18 protein-coding genes are annotated in these 23008 nt (G+C 53.7%); 7 read left to right on the forward strand and 11 right to left on the reverse strand.

The features are described from left to right. Window positions 1-275: 275 nt before the first annotated feature. The gene (locus NSQ73_RS19970) at window positions 276-2927 is read right to left on the reverse strand and encodes an adenosylcobalamin-dependent ribonucleoside-diphosphate reductase (RefSeq protein WP_340987846.1); all 2652 of its coding nucleotides are present in this window, start codon (window positions 2925-2927) and stop codon (window positions 276-278) included. A gap of 549 nt (window positions 2928-3476) precedes the next feature. Between NSQ73_RS19970 and NSQ73_RS19975 the strand changes: the two genes are divergently transcribed. The 3 genes from NSQ73_RS19975 (at window position 3477) to NSQ73_RS19985 (ending at window position 7559) form a co-directional block, all read left to right on the forward strand. Continuing rightward, window positions 3477-5222 carry a DEAD/DEAH box helicase gene (locus tag NSQ73_RS19975; RefSeq protein ID WP_042135858.1) on the forward strand — a complete coding sequence of 582 codons (1746 nt, stop codon included), beginning with the start codon at window positions 3477-3479 and terminating at the stop codon, window positions 5220-5222. Then, window positions 5222-6298 carry a YqhG family protein gene (locus NSQ73_RS19980; RefSeq protein WP_340987847.1) on the forward strand — a complete coding sequence of 359 codons (1077 nt, stop codon included), beginning with the start codon at window positions 5222-5224 and terminating at the stop codon, window positions 6296-6298. Before NSQ73_RS19975 ends, NSQ73_RS19980 begins: the two co-directional genes overlap by 1 nt. Window positions 6299-6491: 193 nt before the next feature. Beyond that, the gene (locus NSQ73_RS19985; RefSeq protein WP_340987848.1) at window positions 6492-7559 is read left to right on the forward strand and encodes a hypothetical protein; all 1068 of its coding nucleotides are present in this window, start codon (window positions 6492-6494) and stop codon (window positions 7557-7559) included. A 128-nt stretch (window positions 7560-7687) separates the two neighbouring features. Here NSQ73_RS19985 and NSQ73_RS19990 read toward each other — a convergent pair whose 3' ends face one another. Further along, window positions 7688-7876, reverse strand: coding sequence for a YqzE family protein (locus NSQ73_RS19990; RefSeq protein WP_042135853.1), 189 nt, complete (start codon window positions 7874-7876; stop codon window positions 7688-7690). Window positions 7877-8071: 195 nt separating this feature from the next. On the opposite strand from NSQ73_RS19990, the gene NSQ73_RS19995 reads away from it, so the two are divergent. Continuing rightward, window positions 8072-8869, forward strand: coding sequence for an N-acetylmuramoyl-L-alanine amidase family protein (locus NSQ73_RS19995; protein WP_340987849.1), 798 nt, complete (start codon window positions 8072-8074; stop codon window positions 8867-8869). Here the strand turns inward: NSQ73_RS19995 and NSQ73_RS20000 are convergent. The 3 genes from NSQ73_RS20000 to NSQ73_RS20010 form a co-directional block, all read right to left on the reverse strand. Next, complete coding sequence (locus tag NSQ73_RS20000; protein ID WP_340987850.1) at window positions 8856-9803, reverse strand: divergent polysaccharide deacetylase family protein; 948 nt, start codon at window positions 9801-9803, stop codon at window positions 8856-8858. The genes NSQ73_RS19995 and NSQ73_RS20000 overlap by 14 nt on opposite strands. Before the next feature lie 130 nt (window positions 9804-9933). After that, window positions 9934-11028, reverse strand: coding sequence for a glycerol dehydrogenase (locus NSQ73_RS20005; protein ID WP_340987851.1), 1095 nt, complete (start codon window positions 11026-11028; stop codon window positions 9934-9936). A 488-nt stretch (window positions 11029-11516) separates the two neighbouring features. Continuing rightward, on the reverse strand, window positions 11517-11957 hold the full coding sequence (locus NSQ73_RS20010; protein WP_042135848.1) for a MerR family transcriptional regulator: 441 nt from the start codon (window positions 11955-11957) through the stop codon (window positions 11517-11519). Between the two features lie 159 nt (window positions 11958-12116). On the opposite strand from NSQ73_RS20010, the gene NSQ73_RS20015 reads away from it, so the two are divergent. After that, on the forward strand, window positions 12117-12977 hold the full coding sequence (locus tag NSQ73_RS20015; protein ID WP_340987853.1) for an SDR family NAD(P)-dependent oxidoreductase: 861 nt from the start codon (window positions 12117-12119) through the stop codon (window positions 12975-12977). 203 nt (window positions 12978-13180) lie between these two features. On the opposite strand, the gene NSQ73_RS20020 is transcribed toward NSQ73_RS20015, so the two are convergent. Continuing rightward, window positions 13181-14113 (reverse strand): hypothetical protein, encoded by a 933-nt coding sequence (locus NSQ73_RS20020; protein WP_340987854.1) that lies wholly within the window; start codon window positions 14111-14113, stop codon window positions 13181-13183. Between the two features lie 125 nt (window positions 14114-14238). On the opposite strand from NSQ73_RS20020, the gene NSQ73_RS20025 reads away from it, so the two are divergent. Both NSQ73_RS20025 and NSQ73_RS20030 read left to right on the forward strand, forming a co-directional pair. Beyond that, window positions 14239-14571, forward strand: coding sequence for an HIT family protein (locus NSQ73_RS20025; protein WP_340987855.1), 333 nt, complete (start codon window positions 14239-14241; stop codon window positions 14569-14571). Between the two features lie 468 nt (window positions 14572-15039). Further along, window positions 15040-15894, forward strand: coding sequence for a YihY/virulence factor BrkB family protein (locus NSQ73_RS20030; protein ID WP_340987858.1), 855 nt, complete (start codon window positions 15040-15042; stop codon window positions 15892-15894). A gap of 227 nt (window positions 15895-16121) precedes the next feature. Here NSQ73_RS20030 and NSQ73_RS20035 read toward each other — a convergent pair whose 3' ends face one another. The 5 genes from NSQ73_RS20035 to NSQ73_RS20055 form a co-directional block, all read right to left on the reverse strand. Further along, entirely contained in the window at window positions 16122-17531 is a 1410-nt protein-coding gene (locus NSQ73_RS20035; protein ID WP_340987859.1) for an FAD-dependent oxidoreductase, read from the reverse strand. Window positions 17532-17562: 31 nt separating this feature from the next. Further along, window positions 17563-19122: an extracellular solute-binding protein gene (locus NSQ73_RS20040; protein WP_340987861.1), complete on the reverse strand. Its 1560-nt coding sequence runs from the start codon at window positions 19120-19122 to the stop codon at window positions 17563-17565. Window positions 19123-19186: 64 nt separating this feature from the next. Continuing rightward, complete coding sequence (locus tag NSQ73_RS20045; RefSeq protein WP_340987864.1) at window positions 19187-20062, reverse strand: carbohydrate ABC transporter permease; 876 nt, start codon at window positions 20060-20062, stop codon at window positions 19187-19189. 23 nt (window positions 20063-20085) lie between these two features. Continuing rightward, window positions 20086-20997 (reverse strand): ABC transporter permease, encoded by a 912-nt coding sequence (locus tag NSQ73_RS20050; RefSeq protein WP_340989338.1) that lies wholly within the window; start codon window positions 20995-20997, stop codon window positions 20086-20088. A gap of 167 nt (window positions 20998-21164) precedes the next feature. Next, window positions 21165-22979, reverse strand: coding sequence for a sensor histidine kinase (locus NSQ73_RS20055; RefSeq protein ID WP_340987865.1), 1815 nt, complete (start codon window positions 22977-22979; stop codon window positions 21165-21167). Window positions 22980-23008 lie beyond the last annotated feature (29 nt).

Below are 23008 nucleotides of genomic sequence, written 5' to 3' on the forward strand. Positions count from 1 at the left end.
GAATTGAAACTAAATTTATCAACGAGAAGGAATCACTTCTCAAATAAAAATAAAATTAAAGGTTCAGGCTATGACATTCATATTTCTTGTCTGGTGGTTAATGATAAAAAAGATAAAAAAGATAAAATAGATCAGACACAAGAGACAACTAATGAATATACAGTAATCCGCATAAAGATTCATTATTGAATTTTTATGTAGATCTTTTGTGGCCGTTTTTGCAGCTTTCATGATCCACCACATGAGTCATTCTTATCATCATGCCAATAATCTACTCAACCACACCGGCTATACCCGCAATTCCCGCAAGTCTTACATCCCTCAATATTAATCAGCGATGCACTACCACAAGAAGGGCAGAGATCCCGCGAAGCAGTCGCGTGGCTATGAGCACCATGGCCCCCGTGCCCATCATCAGTAGCCGCAGCTGGAACACTTGATTTCAGCTCGGCGTTCAGCGCTTCATTGAAATCAAGCTCCAGTGTAGCTGCGATAGGTGCAGGCACATGATCGTCATGGGCGTTGTTCAGCACATGGGTCTCCAGCGCCTTGGCTACAGCGTCGGCGATGGACTCGACGCGGTTCGCACCGAAGCCGATGGCGCCGGAGCCGCCGATGCCTTTGAGATGCTTAATCAGCAGCTCGACCTTCTCACCGTGGTCGCCGTAGCGCAGGAACAGCGAGCAGACGCGGCCCAGTGCTTCCGCCATGGCGAAGACGTCGGAGCCGGCTTTACCGACATTCAGGAAGATTTCGGCCGGAATGCCGTCAAGGTCGTTGATGGTAATATACGCCATGCCGAATGGCGTGTTGATCTTATAGGTAGCGCCGCGCAGCACCTGCGGGCGTTTCTTGTATTGTTTGTCCACTACATTAGCCGCAGGCTGCGGTGCAGGTGCTGCTGCAACTGTGACTGGAGCAGGGGCAACTTCAGCTTCTACGGGCTCAGCTTCAGCAGTCTCAACTGCCGCCGGAGCGTCCTTCTTCTCTTCCTTCTTCGTCGTTTCCAGTACCTGTACGTCACGGCTGCCGTCACGGTAGATCGTTACACCTTTGCAGCCCAGGTCGAAGGCCATTTCGTACAGCTCGGCAGTCTCTTCAACGGTGAAGTCGGACGGGCAGTTCGCCGTCTTGGAGATCGAGCTGTCTACCCAGCGCTGAATCGCAGCCTGTGCACGGATATGATCCTTAGCGGACAGATCCATCGAAGTAACGAAGTATTCAGGGAGTTCTTCACCCGGATGGGCTTCCAGCCATTCCTGGGCAATCGGCACGAACTGCTCGTCATAGCCCAGACGGCTCTGGCGGTAATATTTGAATGCGAAATAAGGCTCGATACCGGTCGAAGTGCCGACCATGGTTCCAGTACTACCTGTAGGGGCCTGGGTAATCACTGTAACGTTGCGCATGCCGTGCTTACGGATGGATTCGCCTACTTCCGGATAGACCTCGGTGATATTACGCATGAAGCCGCTCTGCAGATATTTATCGGTATCAAAAGCCTGGAAAGATCCCTTCTCGCCAGCGATCTCAGCAGAAGCCAGATAAGCTTCGCGCGCCATGAAGCCGTAGAGCTTGTCCAGGAACTCCAGGGATTCCGGGCTGCCGTAACGGATATTCAGCTTGATCATCAGCTCAGCCAATCCCATTGTGCCGAGTCCTACGCGGCGTTCGAGCTTCTGGTTGGCTTCATTTTCCGGGAAATGATAAGGTGTCTTGTCGATGACATTGTCCAGGAAACGCACGGAATAGCGGGTCGTTGTCGCCAGATCCGCCCAGTCCACGTCATGATTCTCCGCATCGTAGAACTTGGAGAGGTTGACGGCCGACAGATTGCACACGCCCCAGCCCGGCAGACCCTGCTCACCGCATGGATTGGTGCAGATAATCGGGTTGAAATACCAGCTGTTGGACATCTGGTTGTAATATTCCATGAACACTACGCCCGGCTCAGCCGACTTCCAGGCCGATTCGATAATCGTATGCCACACATCGCGTGCTCTAACGGTACGGTAAGGAATGACGCGGCGGCCGTCTGCCTTCCATTTATCCAGATCGCCGTCCCAGATTGTATCGTAATCCGGATCGGTGGTATCCGGGAAGACCAGCTCCCAGTCCAGATCCTCTTTGACAGCTTTCATGAAGGCATTGCTCACGCATACCGACAGGTTGGCATTCGTTACCTGACCCATCGTCTGCTTCACGGTAATGAAGTCCACCACATCCGGATGCCAGTCATTGATCATCAGCATCAGCGCACCGCGGCGGCTTCCGCCTTGCTCAATCAGTCCGGTTGTATAACTGAAAAGACCGCCCCAGGACACTGAGCCGCTGGATGATCCGTTCACGCCTCTTACAATCGCGCGGCGCGGACGCAGCGAGGATAAGTTAATACCAACACCGCCGCCGCGGGCCATAATCTCGGTCATTTCGGACAGCGTCTGCATGATGCCTCCGCGGCTGTCTTTCGGGGAAGGTACAACATAACAGTTGAACAGCGTAAGCTCCTCGCTTGCTCCGGCACCTGCCGCAATCCGTCCGCCCGGTACCAGCTTCCAGTCATCAAGAATAGAGCGGAACTTGCCTGTCCACTCTTCCTGAAGCTCGGGAGTCTGCTCTACGGAAGCCATCGCTGCCGCAAGACGGTCCCACATTTCCTCCGGGGTCTTCTCAATATTCAGTGTCAGCTTCTCCACATCCGATTGCACGAGTTCACCGCTGCGGGTCTTCACCGTAACAATCCGGCCGGTGCGCTCAACAATCTCGCCAACCTCCTTGGTTGGGAATTTCGGATCATCCTTCGTCAGGACAAGCACTACATCGCCTACCTTGGCATTATTGCTGTCCGCGTCCTTCCAGGCATAACGGTCCAAAAATATTTTTTCACTCAGCCCCTCAAGACGCTGCTTGCGTTCCACTGTACTCAATAGAAAAACCTCCCGGATGATTGATAGGTAATACTTCCGTTCCTTGGTGTGGGCTTAGACATTTTGTAACCCACAACAACAACTTCCGGCGCCTGAGTGGCCGCAGCCTGCATGTACAGCGGAAGTTCCTCTTGTCAATAACAAATAACCGCAAAAACCCGCGAATAATCAAAGTTTCAAGCTTTTGTAACAATATATTGTATACATCAGCTTTTCAACTATACCACATATTGTATCAGAGTTCTTTTTCCAAAAAAGCGGCCCATGGCGGGAATTTCGGAAAAACGGTAAAAGATAGTGGATTTTCTCCCTCTTTCTCGCTTTTTTACAGGTTCCAGATTGATAAGCTTCCGGGGCCGGAAGACAGATTCCGCCACGGATATTCAAGATCCGCCGAAGCCGCCGAAGCACCAGCAGCAGTACCGCCGCAAGGCTCCGGACGATACTCCACGGCAGCAGCCGGAGGATAGCAGGTTATGAAATCTCTCTTTTACGCGCATACTACTGCTACGCATTTCGATATGAAACCGCGCCGGAGGAGGCTGCAACATGACGCAATTATTCCGCAATTCCTTGCCGCAAGGGGGAAGTACGCCTGCCCCGCTGCTGCCTGTTCCTCTGTCCTTTGAGCGTAACTGGCTGCAGGACCTGGAGTCGAAGCTCGATAAAGGCGGACCCTGGGGAGACTGGAGATTATCCCGGCTGGCCATACAAGGAGAGCAATCGGGACTCGTTACGAGCTTCGATGAGCTGCAGTGTCTGAAACATCTGTCCGGGTTATCCCCACTCCCCCACCAGCTGGATACCGCCCATAAGGTGCTGTTTGAAATGTCAGGCCGGGCCATTCTGGCAGACGAAGTAGGGCTAGGCAAGACGATAGAAGCCGGACTGATTCTCAAGGAATATCTGGTGCGCGGGCTCGTAAGTAAAGTTCTGATCCTTGTCCCAGCGTCTCTTGTCCTGCAGTGGGTGCGCGAGCTGAACAGTAAATTCGGTATTTCAGCCGTGGCACAGAAGAAAGCTTACTCCTGGGGCAACGACATTGTTGTCGCCTCCATGGATACGGCGAAGCGTGATCCGCACAAGGAGATGCTGCTGAGCCAGGAATTCGACATGCTGATTATCGACGAGGCCCATAAGCTGAAGAATAAGAAATCAACGAACTATCTGTTCGTACAGCAGCTGCGCAAGAAGTACTGCCTGCTGCTCACCGCCACTCCCGTGCAGAATGATCTCGGCGAGCTGTTCAATCTGATCACATTACTGAAGCCGGGACAGCTCGGGAATCAGGGGGATTTTGCCACCAATTTCGTGGTCGATAAACGCCAGCCGAAGAACGAAGTCCAGCTGAGAGGCGAGCTCTCCAAGGTGATGATCCGCAACCGCCGCGGCGAGGGTCCCGTGAACTTCACGAAGCGCAAAGTGCGCAATATCCCGCTTACCCTCTCTTTAGAGGAGAAAGAATTATATGACGGCGTCACCGCCTTTGTCAAAGACCAATATCAGGAAGCGGGCGGCAATCTCAGCAGCATGCTCTCCCTGGTTACGCTCCAGCGCGAGGTATGCAGCAGCCGGGATGCGGTGTTCGTCACGCTTGTGAATCTGATCAAGAAGCTTCCGGCGGATTCACCGAAACGTGAGCGGATGATGGGTCTGCTCCAGACGATCCGTACCGTTAAGACGAATACCAAAGCGGAGAAAACGATGGAGCTGATCCGCCAAATGAACGAGAAGGTCATCGTCTTCACCGAATACCGGGCGACCCAGGAATATCTGCTGCAATATTTCCGTGAGCATGGACTGCAGTGTGTCACTTACTCCGGCGGGATGAACCGCGGCAAAAAAGACTGGATGATGGACCTCTTCCGCGGGCGCGCCCAGGTAATGATTGCTACGGAAGCAGGCGGCGAAGGGATCAATCTGCAGTTCTGCCACCATATGATCAACTTCGACCTCCCCTGGAACCCCATGCGCGTAGAGCAGCGGATCGGCCGGGTACACCGGCTTGGCCAGGAGAACGATGTAGTCATCTACAATCTCTCTACCGAAGGCACGATCGAGGAGCATATTCTTCACCTGCTGCACGAAAAAATCAATATGTTCGAGATGGTTATCGGCGGGCTGGATGTCATCCTGGAACGCTTCGAGAAGAAGGAGTCGCTTGAGAAAAGCTTATATAAAATCGTCCTCGAGGCCCGCAGCGACGAGGAGCTGCGCAGCGAGCTGGATCAGATCGGTGATTCACTCAGCGAGCTGACCCATGCCAATCTGGATGAAAGCGAGGTGGCTCCTTAATGCTGACCCCTGTGGAAGTACGCAAGCAGGTCATGGATTACCTGGAAGCGACAGAATGTACGATTCTCGAATCCTCTCCGCTGCATGTGACGGTGAAGCTCTCGCCACGCGCGGACCGGATGCTGACGGACCGCCCTTATTACTGGGGATTCGTGGAGCGCACCGGCGTAGATCCGGAGACCCTGTCCTTCAGCTTCGTCTTCGATCCGGAGAAGTACGATGAACTGGCCGCGCAGGCAGCTGCGCCTGCGGCCCGTCCGCGCGGCGGGGCGGTCCGCCCGGCGGCAGGACCTCTGACGGGCGGCATCGGCGCGGCGGGTGCTGCGGATGCTGAGGCAGGCGCGGAGCCTGGCGCCGCACCGGCAGCTGCACCCGGAGGCGTGGTGCCGCCCGGGGTCTCCGCTGATCCGGAGGACAGCATCCTCGCCCGGTACTTCGGCATCGTTCCGCAGCTGCCGCGCATCGGGCCGGGCATGATCCGCCGCGAGGATGTGATCTACGGCAGCAAGCGCCTGCGGCAGATCTGGTCAGCGGCACGGGATGAGGGCAAATGCCTGCAGCTGTTCGAGGACCCGGGACTCCGGCAGCGGACCACGCTGTTCTCAGCCGCCTACGAGCCTTGGCTTGCCGTCTGCTATAAGGTGGAGATGACCTGTGATCTTAAGCGTGAAGAGCTGCATTTCATCGCGGTGTCACTGACCTCCGGGCTGATTGTTCCGGACTTCGAGGCCCGGCTGGCTTCGCGGGAGCTTACGCCAAGGCTGCCGGAGAATATCCACATCCAGCCTTCCGAGCTGTCCGTTACTGCCGGAGCCGACAGGCTGGAGGGATATCTGACCTCGAAGCTGGCTCTGCTGGATTACACCTGGGCCGAGGAAGCCCGCGAACGCCTGCGTCTGGAGCTGAGCATCGTGGATATCTATTATGAGGAGCTGCTGAAGGAGCAGGATGAGGAGAAACGCCTCGGCATAGAGGAGCAATACAACCGCCGCCGCAAAGAGACCACCTGGCAGTATGAGCCGCAGATTGCAGTTTCTGCCGTAACGTACGGGCTGTTTCACCTGCGCAGCACATAGAATGCGACCCGGCTCGCTAAAAGCAAACAAAAAAACAGCGGAATTCCTGCAGGCTGCCGCGACAGTAAGCAACAGCCTTTTCAAGGCTTGTCCCCTACAATTAAAAGTATGAAGCAGAACCTGCCGGGCTCCGGCTTGCCGGACCCGGTAATTCTTGCGATTAACCTTTGGAACAGGAAAGGTGAACGATAACATGAAAATCAAAGCGAAGCAGAAGGGGCCGCTCGGGCGGCGTACCCGCCTGCTCCTCTGTCTGACTCTCGGGCTGACTCTGTTCGCCGCCAGCGCCTCCCCGCCTCCGGCGCTCGCGTCAATAGGCAGCAGGGCCACTGTCACACAAGCCGTCCTGCAGGAGCTGCTGTCCGGACTTGTGATGACACAGGCGCCCGCATCTGAAACCTTGCAGGATTTCACCCGCCTCACGATTAGCCAATTGTCGGCGGATGCTCCGTTTAAGGAATGGAAGAATGCCGAAACTGAGGTCTATCCTCTGGGTCCGGGGACACGCAGCTGGCTGGTCAATGTGATGAACGGGGAGCAGCGGATCGGATACCTCATTATATCTGCTGCGGACGGGGGCAAATATCTGCTGAGTGAATACGGAGCCGGTACCTATGGTCTCCCTTATAGTATGAGTGATCTGCGCCAGTATCTGGTGCAGGAAGGACTGATTACCTCCTCTTATTCCGGTAAAATAGAACTATCGGCGCTGTACGCTCCGCTGCTGCCGGTCTGGAAGCTCACGCTTGCAGACAAGACGCTGTATCTCAATGCCTCAGTACTTCAGGTACTGCCTTGGAGCCTTAGCCAGGCAAACCGAATCCTGGACGGCCAGCTTGATGCTAATGCCCTGGTGGTGTACACCGGGTCTGGACAACAAGTCCGCGCTCCCTTGCCCGCTCTGCTTAGCAGCGGGCAGGATGACCCGTATGCAGATTTACAGTGGCTGACCGCTCCTGAGCTGAAGAATATCAGCGAAGCCAGCTTAAATACTTTGCTTAAAAACCGGGGCAGCCTTGCCTTCCAGTCGACAGGACGCAACGATGCCTTGGGTGCTCCGTTCATGATTACAGGCTGCCAGAGCTGGCTTACGGCCTCTGCCGGAAGTAATGGGGGTGCTGAACCGGCAGTTATATACGCCGCTGCCGGTCCAGGGGCGAAACGGTACCTCCCGCTCACGGCCCTCCAGAAGTACGGAACCTTCCACAAGCCGCCGCTGCCGCTATCAGGAGGAACGACGCTCGGCGCAGCACCGCATTAATATTGAAGGTTTCAGCGATAATCCTATATACAGCTGTACATGCCAAACAGCCTTCCCTTCAGCCGTGTCAAGCGGCTTTAAGGGAAGGCTGTTCTGAATTCGGTTGAGCTGCGATGCTGCTAGGCTGGCTACTCCCGATCCTTGCGGCTCCATTTGCTACGCCAGACCGACCAGGCGAGCGGCAGCGTGCCGAACCATTTCTCGGCCCAGGGCTGCTTCTCTGCCTTCCGCCGTGCATGTACGGCGCGCGGGTCCTCCATATATATGACTACTTTCTCCGTAATGTATTTCACCAGATCATCTCCGCTGGATGCCATTACTATCCCTCCCATGCAGGCGCTGGCGGGTCGCCGCCTGCCGCCCTGCCTTTTCTCCATGACTTTAGTGTGCTCCAAATCCCCGCTCTCTAAACCGGAACCGCTAACCTTCGTATAGGTTTGGCTGTTAAGGCACAATCTAACAGAGATTCCACCTAAGATACTGATGATGATTCCGGCAGGGAGGTTATTCACTTGAGAATTTCGGAACATTTACAAGAAGATCATGCAGGAGGGGCCAGCCGTCCTGGGCAACATTTCCGGCTAGGGCGAAGGCTGCGGAGGATACTGGCTTCGATAGCGGTGCTGACTCTGCTGACAGCTGGACATGCAGGGACCATCCTGGCCGCCACACCGGGAGTAAACCACTTAACCGACAACCCGTCAGACCGCCAGCATATGCTCGGTCATGACCAGCGGATCATTCTGATTGATGCCGGACACGGAGGGATTGACGGCGGAACCTCACACGGCACCATCCTGGAGAAGGATATTACCCTGGCGATCTCACGCAGGCTGTTTCTCCTGCTGCGCAGTGACGGCTTCGATGCCATATTGAACCGGACCGGCGATTATGCGCCGAGCGATGAGAATCTCTGGCTGCGCAGTAAATCCCGGCACCTGCGTGATCTGGCCCAGCGCAAGGAACTGGCCGAAACGCTGCCGGCGAATGTCGTGGTCAGCATTCATATCAATTGGGCAAAGTCACCCTCCAAGCATGGTCCGCTTGTCTTGTACCGCCAGGAAGGGCGCAGCTTCCTGCTGGCCAGATTGATTCAGGATCAGCTGAACGGGCTGTATGGAATGAAGAATGACCCCAGACAAGGCAAACCCTTCTACCTGCTCAATAAAATAACCGCCACAACGGTTATCGTCGAGGCGGGATTTGTAAGCAGTCCGGCGGACCGCGAGAAGCTGTGCACCCCGAAGGGTCAGGAAGAGATTGCCGAGGCGGTTGCCAACGGAATTGCGGCGTACCTTATGGAAGTGTGACCTGCGAATTCCATTTCCACTCTTCCCGGACAAGCTCGGAGATTCCGATAAACTCAACGCTGTCCTTCATTCCGGCAATGCCGCTGCGGATGCCCGCTGCGGTTTCTTTGCCTTGAATGCCGACATGGCCAATCGTCACGCAGTATCTCTGGTTCAGGGCCCGCTCCTGGACCAGCTTCATCTGCTTAACCACATGGCTCGCAGAATGCACGTCGTCCAGGAAAATGTGGTTCTCCACTGGCGGGAGCCCCAGCTCCCGGGCCATTTTACCGGCAACTGAGCGATAATTGGTATGGCTGTCTACGAAGAAAAGTCCGCGCTCCTTGCATACCGCGAGCACAATACCCATCACCCGCTCGTCACCGGTCACCTTGGAGCCCATATGGTTGTTAATGCCAATCGCATAAGGAACATTCTCAAGCGCCGCCTCCACCCTCTGGCGGACTTCTGCATCACTCATCCTGGTCAGCACCGCTCCCGGTCCAAGCCATTCCGGCTTGCCCTGGCGCGGCTCCATCGGCAGATGAACCAGGACATCGAAGCCAAGCTCATGCGCACGGCGTGCATCCTGCTCGCTCGAGGGCAGGAATGGCATCACCGCAACGGTAATCTTGACCGGCAGCTTGAACATCTCCTCCGTGCCCCGCATGTTGTTGCCGAAATCATCGACAATGATGGCCACCCGGTTGGGCAACTTCTTATTCTCCGCTTGCCGGTCAACTGAACCGCTGTTTCCGCTGCTGTCTGCATGCGTATCAGTTACCGGACGGAGCGTGGAGACTGCAGCTTCAAGGTTACGGGCAGAGTGTCCACCAGGTTGCGATGCGGCAGATACGGACTGAGGCGCTGACGGAATCAGCGTGGTCATCAGAACAACTACGGCGGCCAAAGGATAGAGAATGATGTGCTTTACGCTGTGATTGCTTTTCTCCAAAATGGAACACCTCCTTCGTGATTCAACAATTGTTCTCATTGTTTGGCTCATGGAGGATAAATATGTACGCTGAAGTTACGCAATAATTAACAAGGCTTAAACTAACTCGCCAAAACATATAAATTATCTTTTAAGAAACCTTTGCCCCGCGTCGGTCGGCTTCAAGAATCGCCTCCAGCACCTGCTGCGATGTCACGGCAAACGGCATGTTGGCCATCGGACTGCCCTCGCTGCAGCTCGCCTCGGCGGCATAGAGCAGCCGGTCCTGTGCAACACCCGCTAACCTTAGCTCCGCCAGCGTTACAGGCAGACCTGCCCCCCGGCAGAAATCCACCGCCCCGGTGATCTCGGCTTCCGCTGCTCCTTCAAGGATCAGCTGCACCAGTGTGGTGAACGCCACTTTCTCCCCGTGAAGCACGGTCCGGCATTCCTCAAGCAGCGTCAGCCCGTTATGAATGGCATGGGCCGCTGCCAGTCCGCCGCTCTCAAAGCCGATGCCGCTGAGATATATATTGGCTTCGACAATATGTTCAACTGCGGCTGTGGCGCGTCCGTCAGCGGCATCCTGCAGCGCCTGCGCGCCGTCGGCGAGCAGCGTATCCAGACATGTACGGGCCAGTGCCAGGGCCGCGAGAGTGCCTGTCCCTCCCGCGCTGGTAACTGCTCCGGCTCTGCTGCAGGCTCTTGCTTCGTAATACGTCGACAAGGCATCGCCCATTCCGGCAGCAAGCAGTCTTACCGGAGCTTTGGCGATAATCTCCACATCCGCGACCACGATATCCGGACTGCGGCGCAGCCGCAGATACCGGTCGAATTCGCCCGATTCGCTGTAGAGGACCGACAGGGCGCTGCAAGGCGCATCCGTTGACGCTACGGTCGGCACAAGCATCACCGGGAGCCCGGCGAAATGACTGACGGCTTTTGCCGTATCCAGTGTCTTACCCCCGCCAATACCCACGATGACATCCACACCGCTGCTACCCAGCTCCGCCACAATCTGGTCCACCTGTACTAGACTGCACTCGCCCTTAAATTCACGCAGCAGCAGCGGAATCTGCTCCGACGCAAAGCCCTTGCTGATCTCTTGTCCGTACAAGGAGAGAATATAGGGATCTACAATGGCATAGGCTCCTCTCGCCCCCATCTGCAGGCAATACACCCCCAGCCTTGTAATCTCCCCGCTGCCCTGAATATATTTTGACGGTGAATAGATGATCTGTGACATGATGAATTCCTCCTGTTCTAATTCTTTTCATTCTAAGGAAGAATCTGGAATCCGGCAATGACCAAACTCCGCTGATCCCTATGTTAATTGCAGATACATAAATAGCAGTTATATAAAATGTCAGTCACAGGGCTGCAAAATTAGCAATTGGAAAAACGTATCTTAATTTCGATCTTTTGGACCATCTGAGGCAAGTAAGTGGATAAACGTCATTTAATCTCATGCATTCCCTCCACGCTGAACGATTTGCCGCATTTTAAGTGCCGGTTTTCCAACTGTTGTCTGGGAAGGGCTCTTCCGGTAATGAGCAAGTGTTGAAAATCCACCTATTTCCTGCCGCCGGTGCAGTCAAACTGTTGCCTAAGCTGCTCCTCCAGTGCTTCAGCGAGAAATGAGAAGGTGACATGTGAAACAGCTGCATGCTGGCGTAATAATGGCAAAAAGCCCCACTCCAAAGTGATTTGGAATGAGGCTGTGCGGTAATAAGGTCAGCGTTTGCGGCGTTCAGGCATTTTGCGGGTATCGCCGGTCAGCTCACATGTCTGCGGTCCAAGATTGCCATGCTCAATCTTAGTGTCAATAAAATCCACAATCTGCTGCAGCGAAGCGATCTGCTCCAGGATCTTCTGTTTATGATTCAGGATCATCTCATGCAGCTCCGGATATTCGGACAGGTCTGAATCAAGAGACAGGTTGAGATATGGACGCATGTCGTCCAGCGACATCCCCGTCTTCTTAAGGCAACTGATCAGCTTCATCATCTCCAGATCCTGATCGCTGTAGATGCGGTGGCTGTTTCCCTTGCGCTGCGCCCGGGGCAGCAGTCCGATCTTCTCGTAATACCGGATGGTATCTTCCGGGATCCCGGTCCGCTCGGCTGTTTCTTTGATCGAATATCCTTGAATGATATTAGCATCAGCCAGACTCATAGGCCCACCTCATTTGAATTGTATGGTCTTCAGTTTATTCTATTGTATAACTTGGAGTCAGCTCCAAGTCAATCGTTAATTTCCGGCCTTGACTTGGAGTCGGCTCCAAGTTATACAATGGGCACCATTCACCATTACATTTCCAAAGGAGCCCTTATTATGACTATACAACAAGCACAACGCACTGCGCTGATCACCGGCGCGAATAATGGAATCGGACTCGCCTTGACCCGCCGAATGCTGAGCGAAGGCTGGGAGATTATCGCGCTCATCCGTTCAGCTTTTCCAGAGGACGATTCCCTTATCCGTGAGGCGCTCAGCAGCAGACAGCTGCGGATGTACAAGGCAGACCTCTCCGATTTCGCCCAGTTGAAGCGTGCCTTGCAGGATATTACTAGCCATGAAAAGCAGATTGATCTGCTGTTCAATAATGCCGGCGGCAGCTTCCCGGAGTTAAGCTTCTCCAGGCAGGGACGTGAGCTGCACTATGAGCTGCAGACGGTTGTCCCGTATATCCTCACGATGGAGCTGAAGCCGCTGATCCTGAAAGGCACAATGCGCACAGTGATTAACACTTCTTCCAACGCTTTTATGATGAAGCGCAAATTCGATCCGGCCGCCCTGGAGCATCCTGCCAAGTTCCAAAAGCTAACCGGGCCTTATGCGGACACCAAGCTCGCCCTGTCCTTGTGGACCAGTGAGATCGCCCCGGCGCTTGCGGCGGAAGGCATCCTGATCCGCAGTGCCGATCCAGGCGGCAACAATACGATTCGCGGAGGCAAGAAATCCGGAATTCCTTTTTGGCTGAGACCGGTTATCCGTATGTTCTTCCCGGAACCCACTCATGGAGCTGGCTTGTTATATCAGGCCGCACTCGGCGAGCACAGCCGCAAGCCCGGTGTGTTCCTGATCAAGAATCAGGTGACCCCGCTTAAATTCACAGAGCACAGCAGTACTATTCTGAAGAATGTCCAGACCATTTATCAGCAGGAGTTCCGCACGGCCGGCAGCAGCTCCTGATTCATTGGGAAGGCTGCACATACCAAAGAGGCTGTCCCAAAATCCATAAAACGGATGCTCGGGACAGCCCTCTGTTTTTAAGTAGGATCAACGTGAGCACATAGGCGGACGCTCCGCTTTTTCACAATCAGTCCGTCCTCTCTGCTGTTTAAGCGGAAAAAGCCTCCGGAAGTTTCGTCAGGATCAGCTGCTCTTTTGGTCCCTTAAAGCTCAGCTATCCGTCCAAACTCCCGGAGCAGCAGAATATTCTCTATAACAATATGTGCCTTCCACCAGTTCTCGCTGATAGCAAACTCCCGCTCATAACCGGCCCAGGTCCAGGTCAGGTTCCAGACCCCTTCGGGATTTCGGGTCTCCAGCAGATGATCCAGCTCCTGGTGCATCAGCCCGGCAAGCTCTGCATAACCCGGACTTTGCGGCGACTTCAGGAAAAAGGACGGTCTGCAGCTGTATCCGTTCCATTGCCCCTCATCGCGGCTGATGAGCTGCGTGCTCTGCTCTTTGACAGCTTCCTTCAAGGAAACATAAGGGAACTGCTCCTGCAGCTCCGCCCAGGCGATACATTCCAGCAGCGTGGCAACACATCTCAGCGGATGCATCTCAAGTGCGGGATCTTGCAGGAATAAATCAGTCAATTCACGGGCGATGCCCATCCCCCGTTCATACAGTGCACTGTCCCTGTCAGCATACTTCAGGATGAATCCGGCCAATATGGCTGTCGGATTATAGATACTGCGTGCGGTACTGTTCGAATCCGTGTGCCACCAAGGAGCATGCGGGTAATCATTGTTAGAGGCTACCACATTCCTCCAGGTCCGGTCTTCCATGTCCGCACCGCTGTCCAGATACTTCAGAATGCCCTGCACCACCGGATGGCCGCCATCTTCAAATTCCAATTCCAGCAGTCTCTCCACAGCCGTTCCCGCCATGACCGGTGTAGAATCCGGATTCCACGCATCGGCTTCCAGGGCATGTCCGAAGCCCCCGTCTTCATTCTGATAGGCTGATAATGCTTCCAACACAGGCGGCATTCCGCCCTTTTCAAAGTGAAACTTCCATCTCGCCAGGTCCAGCGGGCGGGCATTGCGGTACATCCATCGCCGTATAACCTCGTAATCCTCCAGCAGCAGCTTCATGAACAATCTCCTTTTGGCATAATGGTAATGAACCGGCTCTCAGCAAGTGCTATGATTTCATACATATAATTCTAAGAGATTTCCAGTAAAATACAAGAGGACACTCATTGCCAAGGAGGATACATATGACTGAGGATTTCTACTGTGACGAAGTATTAAGCGGCAAAACAGTTGTGCAAAAAGTAATCGAAACGGACAATGTGCTAGCCTACCACCACACCCGGCCCTTTTATCCCGTTCATATTGTGGCTATCCCTAAGCGGCATATCTCCTCACTTATGACTCTTCAGGACAGCGATAATGACCTGCTGCTTGAGCTTATCGGAGTAATTAAGCAGGTGGCCGCCCAGGTAACCGGAGAGTATGGGGCTTGCAGAGTGAGCACGAACCTTGGAGACTATCAGGATTCGAAGCATCTGCACTGGCATATCAGCTATGGCGAGCCGCTGAGATCATAAGTGCTTGTACATGCTATCTCTGAGCCGCTGCGGATCGTATGGCGCTTAATGTCTTGAATTTGGCTCATTCAGCTCAGCTAACGGACCACAGCACGCTTAAGCCCTCTCGTCGAGTCTTTTTTCCGATTTCCGGTGGATACTAGTAAATAACTGCACTGGAGACCGTTAGCTCGGTGAAACGGACGTATTCTCATAGCCCGGGTCCCAGAACAGATGCATCGGCTTGAGCAGTATCCCATCAACATCTGATTTTTGGTTCTGGCCATGCGTAGCATCTCCTTTCACAACTACCTCAGCTTATAAAGAACGTCCGGTAAAAGATGGACCGCCGCCGTTCTGCTTCTTCAACCCCACTGTGTTAAAATAAGACCAAGCTTACTGAACCTAAGGATAATTTTGTGCGGGACACATATATATGGATATATTTTCATAAACAAGCCTATACCGCAATAAGTGAAGGAGGGCTATATGAGCAGAAGGACTGCCGGTTCCGGCGGCACATTCACATTCATCAAACAGCTGCTGCAAAAAATCAAAGCCGATGATGTCCAGGGGATCAGCGCACAGCTGACCTATTATCTGATTCTGTCGCTGTTTCCCTTTCTGATCTTCATTATGACCCTGATCGGGTACGCGAATATTTCCCTGGAGGACAAAATCCAGCAGCTGGAACAGGTGATGCCTGCCGAAGCCGTCTCTATTATAGAAGAGATTCTGCAGGATGTGTCCGAGGGACGCAGTCAGGCGCTGTTATCCTTCGGGATGCTGGCTACACTCTGGGCCGCTTCCAAGGGGGTCAATGCAATCATTAAGGGGCTCAATCGCGCTTACGACATTGATGAGAGCCGGGCCTTCTGGAAAATAAGAGGGATCGCCTTCCTCGCTACCCTGACGATCGGTTTTGTCGTGCTGCTCAGCATTCTGCTGCTAGTCCTCGGTACCTGGCTCAAGACACAGGTCTTCCTGTTGACCGATCTGCCTTACGGTTTCCAGAAGCTATGGGATCTGCTGCAATACGCCGTGCCGCTGCTGGTCATGTTCATTGTGTTCACCCTGCTCTACTGGATCGCCCCAAGCCGCAGGCTGGCTCTGCGGGAGGTGGTGCCCGGTGCATTGTTCTCAACCCTCGGCTGGATTATTACATCAGTCCTCTTCTCCATTTACGTCAATCAGTTCAGTGATTTCACCAAAACCTATGGCAGTCTCGGAGGCGTAATGATTCTGCTCATCTGGCTATATATCAGCTCGATTATTATCCTCGCCGGAGGCGAGATCAACGCGATCCTACTCAAACGTAAAGTTGACCTAGCTACGGTAAAATAACCGGATTATCAGTATTTTTAACAGCAACTAACTTGGGGCTGCATCCGCTGGAATCAGAGGGATGCAGCCTCATTCGGCTCGTCTACCCTATCATGGGCACATTGTATTCGGTTTTTCGCAAGGTGTACGATTCCTGTACAACAAGACAGGCACCCCCCCGCTGACCGGGGGATTGCCTAATTGGAAACAACAACTATATGCTAGCTAGCATTATTTCTCTTCATGTCTCAGTGATACCTCACCGGTTTTCCCTCTTCTCCTGCCGCCGCACCCGGATCACCAAATACTGTTCCGGCTACGGGATCGGGAAGATAAGCCCCCTCCTCCTTCAGCCGCTTGCGCAGCACAGCTACATCCACTGCATGCACATCATAATCCGGCAGATTCGCAGCAAGTGCTGCGGCAATCCCGGCCGCTTCGCCCATCGCCAGACAGACCGGCATCACCCGGACACTCCCCTGCACCTCACGGACACAGGAGATCGAACGTCCCGCGACCAGCACATTCTTCAGTGAACGCGGCGTCAGGCAGCGGTATGGAATGCCGTGCGATTCTCCCGGACCGTAGCGTTTAATGACCTCCGGCTTGCCTCCCGCCTGCTTCTCTTCCTTCTCCGTCCCATGGATATCAATGAAATAGCTGTTGCGGCAGATTTCATCCGCGAAGCTGCGGCGGTTAACGTAATCATCCACACTCAGCACATAGTCTCCGGTAATTCTCCGCGTCTCCCGCACACCCATCAGCGAGCCGGTGTTGGCTACATAAGAGCTGCCAAACGCAGCTGGCATGTATTCTGCCAGGGCATCCCTATAGACGGAGGCCAGCTTCCTTCCCTGCATCAATGCGGCAGATACGGAGAAGGCATCCGTATTATCCACATCCCATAGATGTCCCGCGTTGAAGCCCACCGTCCGGGGAGCAATGACATTGTTACAGATATGCGAGTCCGGAATTAAGGGGAATTTGCCGGAGCCCAGAATATCGAAGATCGGGCTGGTTTTGTTGTTGTTATGCAGCAGCGGACCGTTCAGATAAGCATATTCATCGACATTACCCAAGGTAAAACAGTGCGTGGCAGGCATCAGCTCACTGGTTGCCGTATCACCCTTGAGATATTCCGCTCCTGCCCAGGCCGCTACATCGGCATCGCCCGTGCAGTCGATATAGACCTTAGCCTTCAGCGCCTGCAGTCCATTCTTGCTGGCAGTAATCAGTGCCAGCACATTACCTTCCTCATCCGCCTCCACGGAACCCAGCTGCGTATTGAACAGCACCGTGGCCCCTGCTCCGGCTACCAGCTCATCATAGATGACCTTGAGCTTCTCCGGTTCGATCGGAACCCAGTCCATCGCCTCTTTGCTCACATGCGGCATCTGCGCCTTCAAAGCTTCAAACACCTTCATCGCCAGTCCCCGGTAGATGATCGTCTTCATGTCCGAGAACGGGCACCAGGCCGGCACTAGTCCCGATGTGCCCATTCCGCCCAGGCTGCCTGTTCCTTCGATCAGCAGTGTCCTTGCCCCTTCCCGGGCTGCGGCAGCGGCCGCCGTACAACCCGCCGGCCCGCCGCCTGCAACGATGACATCCCAGGAATCCTGCAGCGGAATCTCACTGCTCCGCATCCTGTAGCTGTTCATTCTTTTACCTCCTAAAATGTTTTCTTTGACTCTATTTCTTCACTGTAGCATACCAGTCATTCACCTCTTTGGTGCTGGCCTCTCCGCCTGCAGCTTTATATTTCTCGGCGAAATCAGCCACGGCATCCGGGGACTCTTCACCGACAATGACTTTGACGGCAAAATCATTAATCATCTGATTCAGCGAAGCATTGTTCTTCGAATATTCCGGCAGGGATGGCGCCAGCGCCAGCGGATCGGCAATTCTTGCTTCCGCCGGAAGCTCATTGTTCAGGTAAGAGAAGCCTGCAAACAGACGTGCATCCTTCTGCACCCGGGCCTGCCAGTAGATCGGGTACAGCTTCTCGTCTATACCGGTCAGATAATTGCTGGCGTTGCCGCGTTCGTCCGTGAACAGCGGCAGGATCGGGCTGTATACGCCGTCTTTATACGTATGATGTTTGCCTTCTTCACCGATGGCAATCAGCTTGAAGGTTTCCTTTTCCAGCTTGGCATTGATCCATTTAATCGCATCTTCAGGATGCTTCGCAGATTTCGGAATGAAGGTAATGCGGTCGAACCCGCCGCTCATGCCGAGGCCCATTTGACCGTCTTTGCCTTTGAGGGCAGGAAGATAAGCATATTTGGCATCAGGAAAGTTCTTGGTCAGGGCATCGGCAATTCCGGGAATATCATACCAAGGCAGCTGAATAACCCCGATCTTGCCGCTGGTGAATTTCTCCTTCAGAGTAGCATCCTTGTTCACGGCAAATTCTTTATCGAGCAGACCCTGTTTATATAGATCGGACATGTACGTCAAATATTCCTTGAAGCCCGGATGCAGCGGGGCCGGAACCAGCTGGCCGTCCACCGTATTCCAGCTCGTGCCTATTCCGAAGGCACCTGTAATATTCGCCGTTGTTGCCAGTGCACCATCGATTGACATCGGGGCGCCGCTGTTCCCGGTTCCGCCTGGGTCCTTCTCCTTGAATGCCTTCAGCACTTCCGTGAATTCATCCAGCGTAGTCGGAGTCTTCAGCCCCAGCTTATCGAGCCAGTCCTGGCGGATCATCAGATCGGCACCGGCAAATTGTGATGAGCTGTTGGGAATACCATAGATTTTGCCGTCAATTTTCATTGCATCGAAGGACGCCTGGGAGATGGAAGCTTTGATATTATCGCCGAACTCCTCGATGAGCGGGGTCAGATCCACCAGTGCGCCCATTTTGGCATAATCGGTATACACGGCTTTTTCACCGGAAATGGTAATGACATCATACGGCTCGGCAGAGGAGATCAGCAGATTGAGCTTATCCATCGCCTTGTCGGCGGGAAGCATCTCATACTTCACCTTATAGCCGGTCCGCTCTTCGATCACCTTGGCCAGCGGATACGTATTGTAATCATCCTTCGACCACAGATTAAGCGATTTCAGCTCCGGCTTGGCAGCATTCTCTGACGTTCCCGGTGCGGCAGTTGCTTCTGCAGAAGCTGGTGCTGCTGTTGAAGCGTCCTCCCCGTTACTATTCGTGTTGTTAGAAGAACCACAGGCAGTTGCAGCGAGCAGCAGCCCGGTACTCAGCAGGAGTGACAGCCACTTCGTCTGTTTCATTAAGATAACCCCCTATAAGTTTTGTGAGCTTAAGCTTCCAGTCTTACTTCGTACAAAATCCGCCTCAGCCTTTAACCGAGCCAATCAGTACACCTTTGATGAAATACTTCTGCAGGAACGGATATACGAACAGAATCGGGACCGTCGAAGCGACCACCGTTGCCGCACGTATGCCTTCCGGTGACATGTTCATCAGGTCATCCACACTTTTATTAACGGCGTTGACTGCACTGGCGTCCATCACCACATCCTGAAGATAGAGCTGCAAGGTCTTAAGCGCGGTATCGTTGATGTAGATCATTGGCCCGAAGTAATCATTCCAGTACCCGACAGCATAAAAAAGCGCAATCGTGGCAATCACCGGCATACTGAGCGGCAGAATAATCCGGAACAGAATCGTATACGTCTTGGCTCCGTCAATTCGTGCGGACTCCTCCAGCGCTTCGGGAAGACTCTCATAGTAGCTCTTGATCACCAGCATGTTGAATACACTGATCATTCCGGGCAGGATAAGCACCCACAGATTATTGATCAGATGCAGCTGGCGCATTAGCAGATAATTGGGAATAAGCCCGCCGCTGAACAGCATCGTGAAGATGAACAGCACCATGAAAAAGGAGATGCCCGGCAGATTTCGTTTGGATAACGGATAGGCCGTAAGTGCCGTCATTAAGATGGAGATCAGGGTGCCCACTACCGTGACGCCTACGGATACGCAGAACGCCCGGATGAACATTGAGGAAGAGATAACCTCCCGCAAGGTGTCGAGCTGGAAGCCTACCGGCAGAATGCCTACTTTTCCCGAAGTAATTGCCCATTCCTCACTGACCGATTTCGATAATACGTTAACCAGCGGCAGCAGCATCATCACTCCGAGCGTAATCAGGAACAGGTAGACAAAGATATCGAGCAGCCTGTCGCCTTTGGTTCGTTTGGTCATGGATTATACTGTCTCCTTCCCGCCTACCAGATTCCGCGGTTCAGCAGCTTCCGGCTGATATAATTTCCCGAAACGATGAGGATGAAGCCTACTACCGAGTTGAACAGGCCCACCGCGGTGCTGAAGCTGTAATCCATTTTGCCCAGCCCGATGCGATAGACGAAGGTTCCGATCACATCCGCTGTCTCATAGACTACCGGATTGTACATGGTCAGAATCTGCTCCGTTCCCGCATCGAGCACCGAGCCCAGCCGGAGAATGAACATCAGCACCACAGTCGGCAGGATACCCGGCAGTGAGATATGCAGCATTCTGCGGATTCGCCCCGCCCCGTCAATGGCAGCCGCCTCGTATTGCTCCTGATCGATCCCGGCAATGGCGGCAATGAAGACAATCGCGTTCCACCCTGATTCCTTCCAGCCGGCCGTAAAGACAACCACACTGCGGAAATAATCATTGCTGACAAAAAAGCTGACCGGTTCTCCGCCGAACCACTGAATGATATTATTGACCAGTCCGCCCGAGGTGGAGAGGATGGTGACGAACAAACCGGAAATAATCACCCAGGACAGAAAATGCGGGAGATAAATAATCGTCTGGATCGTCCGTTTGAAGAACATCAGCCTGACCTCGTTCAGCACCAGCGCGATGAGGACCGGCACCGGAAACAGAAGGACAATCTTGTACACACTGATAAGCAGTGTATTCATGAATACCCTTCCGAATTCGTCCGATTGGATAAGCTTATGGAATTGCTCCAGCCCTACCCATTCACTGCCTCTGATGCCCTGGAAAATGTTGAAATCCTGAAATGCGATCAGCACTCCGTACAGCGGTGTATATTTGAAGAGCAGCAGAAACAGCAGACCGGGTATCAGCAGCACATAATAATCCCTGTTTCTCCAGGCGAGCCTCCACTTGCTGGCGGACCTGATTCTGGTTGCCTGAAGTTTGCTCTTCCGGTTCAAATCCGTGATACTCCCACCCAAGTTCATTCACCCCCATCTGTTTGTGAGTTGATTATACTTAGAAACCGGGGGGCGGTTGTAGGTGGTAATCTGATTATTTCTGGTCTTACGCGACTGTATATCAGGCAATCTGCTTATTCGAATGGAACCGCTTTAATTCTGATGTTGATCACTGTTCCTTGGCCGGGTTCTGTTTCAATGGACAAGCCATACCGGTTGCCGGCAAAATATCGTATCCGCTCGTTGACATTATAGAGTCCGAAGGAGCCCGGCATCCCGTCACTGCGCAGCTCGGAGGAAGGCTCCAGCAGCAGCCGTCTGGCCTGCTCCGGACTCATGCCGATCCCGTCATCGGACACCGCCAGAAGGATATCCTCCTGCTCCCGGCGGGCTGTTATGGCGATATTCCCCTGCTTCTTGCGGGTTTTGCGGATACCATGCAGCAGCGCATTCTCCACCAGCGGCTGGAGGGTAAGCTTGGGAATCATATACTGTTCAAGTCCCGGCTCTACTTGGACGCTGAAGGTGAAGGTGGACGGAAAGCGGTTCTGCTGAATCTCCATGAACACCTTGGCCAGATTCAGTTCATCGGCAAGGCTGACATTATCGCGGCCCTGATTCAGGCTAAGCCGGAAATAGCGGGACAGCGCCTCAATCATCTGGCTGGTATCCTCCGCATCATGCGAAATTGCCGACCAGTTGATCATATCCAGCGCATTGTAGAGAAAATGCGGATTAATCTGGGCCTGCAGGGTTCTTAGCTGCGCCTCCCGCTCCTGCATCTTCGCCTGATAGGATTCCTCCATCAGAATGTTGACCTTGTGGATCAGATGGTCCACACTGCGTTCCAGCAGCCGGAAATCCCCGCCTGGCATCGTCCTTCTATCCTCCAGCCAGCCGATGCCCTCCTTGCGGATCATCCGCAGAATCAGCTGCACTCTGCGCTGCATGTTCTGCACGAGGAACATCAGCAGCACAAACACGAGTACCAGGAACATGACCGTGATCCCTGCCAGCGTGGCAATGCTGGTGAACTGGTTCATTGCTGTTGCCCGGTGCGAAATCTCTGATTCAGAGACTTGGGAGATCATTTTCCACCCTGAAGTTCCGATCGTGGTATAGACCACATTAACCTCTTCACGCCCAAGGGTCCGCTTAACGATCCCCTCCTCCGATTGCTTAACCGTCTCCAGCAGTTCTTCCGGCAGCATGCTGACTTCCTGCGGACCGTTCTCTCCGGTGCTGTAGATCAGCCGGCCCTCATTATCCAGAAGATAAGGGGCGTAGCTGTCCGAGAAATGAAGCTCTGACATGACTTCTGCGATCAGATCCTGAGATACATCCATCACCAGTATGCCGATGGTCTCTTCATATGCCTTCGGATTGCGCAGCATCCTTGCGACAGAAAAAATCTTTTTGTCACCGAAATCGATATAACTCTCCTCATACACCCCGGTCCAGACCATACCGCCCCCGGCCTCCAGCACCTGCCTGTACCACGGATAATGCTCTATCTCAGATAGCGGATACAGATTCACCCGGTCCCCTCCGTACATCCGGGAAGGATCAACAAAAAACCGCAGCCGGAAAATATCCTCATTCTCCTGGGCGGTTTCGGCTAAATTGCGCAGCTCCTTAAGCTGGTTAAGCTCATCGGTGATGCTGTCCTTCTGCTGCAGATTACTGTAGAGTACCTGGTTCATGAAAACTGAATTGCTGCTGTCACGGATATGATCCAGCTTATAGGTCAGATTCATCCCTGCCTGCTTAAGGGTCAGCTGCATCGTACTGGTGACTTCTTGCTCCAGAATGTCACTGGACCGCTGATAGAAGGATGCCAGCATGACGGATACCGGCAGCAGAATGAGTATCACATAGGCAATCAGCCACTTTCTCGCCGCCAGAATCCCCTGGCCCAGTCCGGTCAAATAGCTCCAGCCCTTTTTCACTGCACAGCCTCCTTATATGGCATGCTTAC

The sequence above is a fragment of the Paenibacillus sp. FSL R10-2736 genome (assembly GCF_038000245.1).
Lineage (GTDB): Bacteria > Bacillota > Bacilli > Paenibacillales > Paenibacillaceae > Paenibacillus_AQ > Paenibacillus_AQ phytohabitans.

What these genes read in the sequence shown, in the direction of transcription:
- NSQ73_RS19975 (WP_042135858.1), top strand. Translation starts at nt 3,477, where the DNA reads ATGACGCAATTATTCCGCAATTCCTTGCCGCAAGGGGGAAGTACGCCT.
- NSQ73_RS19980 (WP_340987847.1), top strand. Translation starts at nt 5,222, where the DNA reads ATGCTGACCCCTGTGGAAGTACGCAAGCAGGTCATGGATTACCTGGAA.
- NSQ73_RS19985 (WP_340987848.1), top strand. Translation starts at nt 6,492, where the DNA reads ATGAAAATCAAAGCGAAGCAGAAGGGGCCGCTCGGGCGGCGTACCCGC.
- NSQ73_RS19990 (WP_042135853.1), bottom strand. Translation starts at nt 7,876, where the DNA reads ATGGCATCCAGCGGAGATGATCTGGTGAAATACATTACGGAGAAAGTA.
- NSQ73_RS20005 (WP_340987851.1), bottom strand. Translation starts at nt 11,028, where the DNA reads ATGTCACAGATCATCTATTCACCGTCAAAATATATTCAGGGCAGCGGG.
- NSQ73_RS20010 (WP_042135848.1), bottom strand. Translation starts at nt 11,957, where the DNA reads ATGAGTCTGGCTGATGCTAATATCATTCAAGGATATTCGATCAAAGAA.
- NSQ73_RS20015 (WP_340987853.1), top strand. Translation starts at nt 12,117, where the DNA reads ATGACTATACAACAAGCACAACGCACTGCGCTGATCACCGGCGCGAAT.
- NSQ73_RS20020 (WP_340987854.1), bottom strand. Translation starts at nt 14,113, where the DNA reads ATGAAGCTGCTGCTGGAGGATTACGAGGTTATACGGCGATGGATGTAC.
- NSQ73_RS20025 (WP_340987855.1), top strand. Translation starts at nt 14,239, where the DNA reads ATGACTGAGGATTTCTACTGTGACGAAGTATTAAGCGGCAAAACAGTT.
- NSQ73_RS20030 (WP_340987858.1), top strand. Translation starts at nt 15,040, where the DNA reads ATGAGCAGAAGGACTGCCGGTTCCGGCGGCACATTCACATTCATCAAA.
- NSQ73_RS20035 (WP_340987859.1), bottom strand. Translation starts at nt 17,531, where the DNA reads ATGAACAGCTACAGGATGCGGAGCAGTGAGATTCCGCTGCAGGATTCC.
- NSQ73_RS20040 (WP_340987861.1), bottom strand. Translation starts at nt 19,122, where the DNA reads ATGAAACAGACGAAGTGGCTGTCACTCCTGCTGAGTACCGGGCTGCTG.
- NSQ73_RS20045 (WP_340987864.1), bottom strand. Translation starts at nt 20,062, where the DNA reads ATGACCAAACGAACCAAAGGCGACAGGCTGCTCGATATCTTTGTCTAC.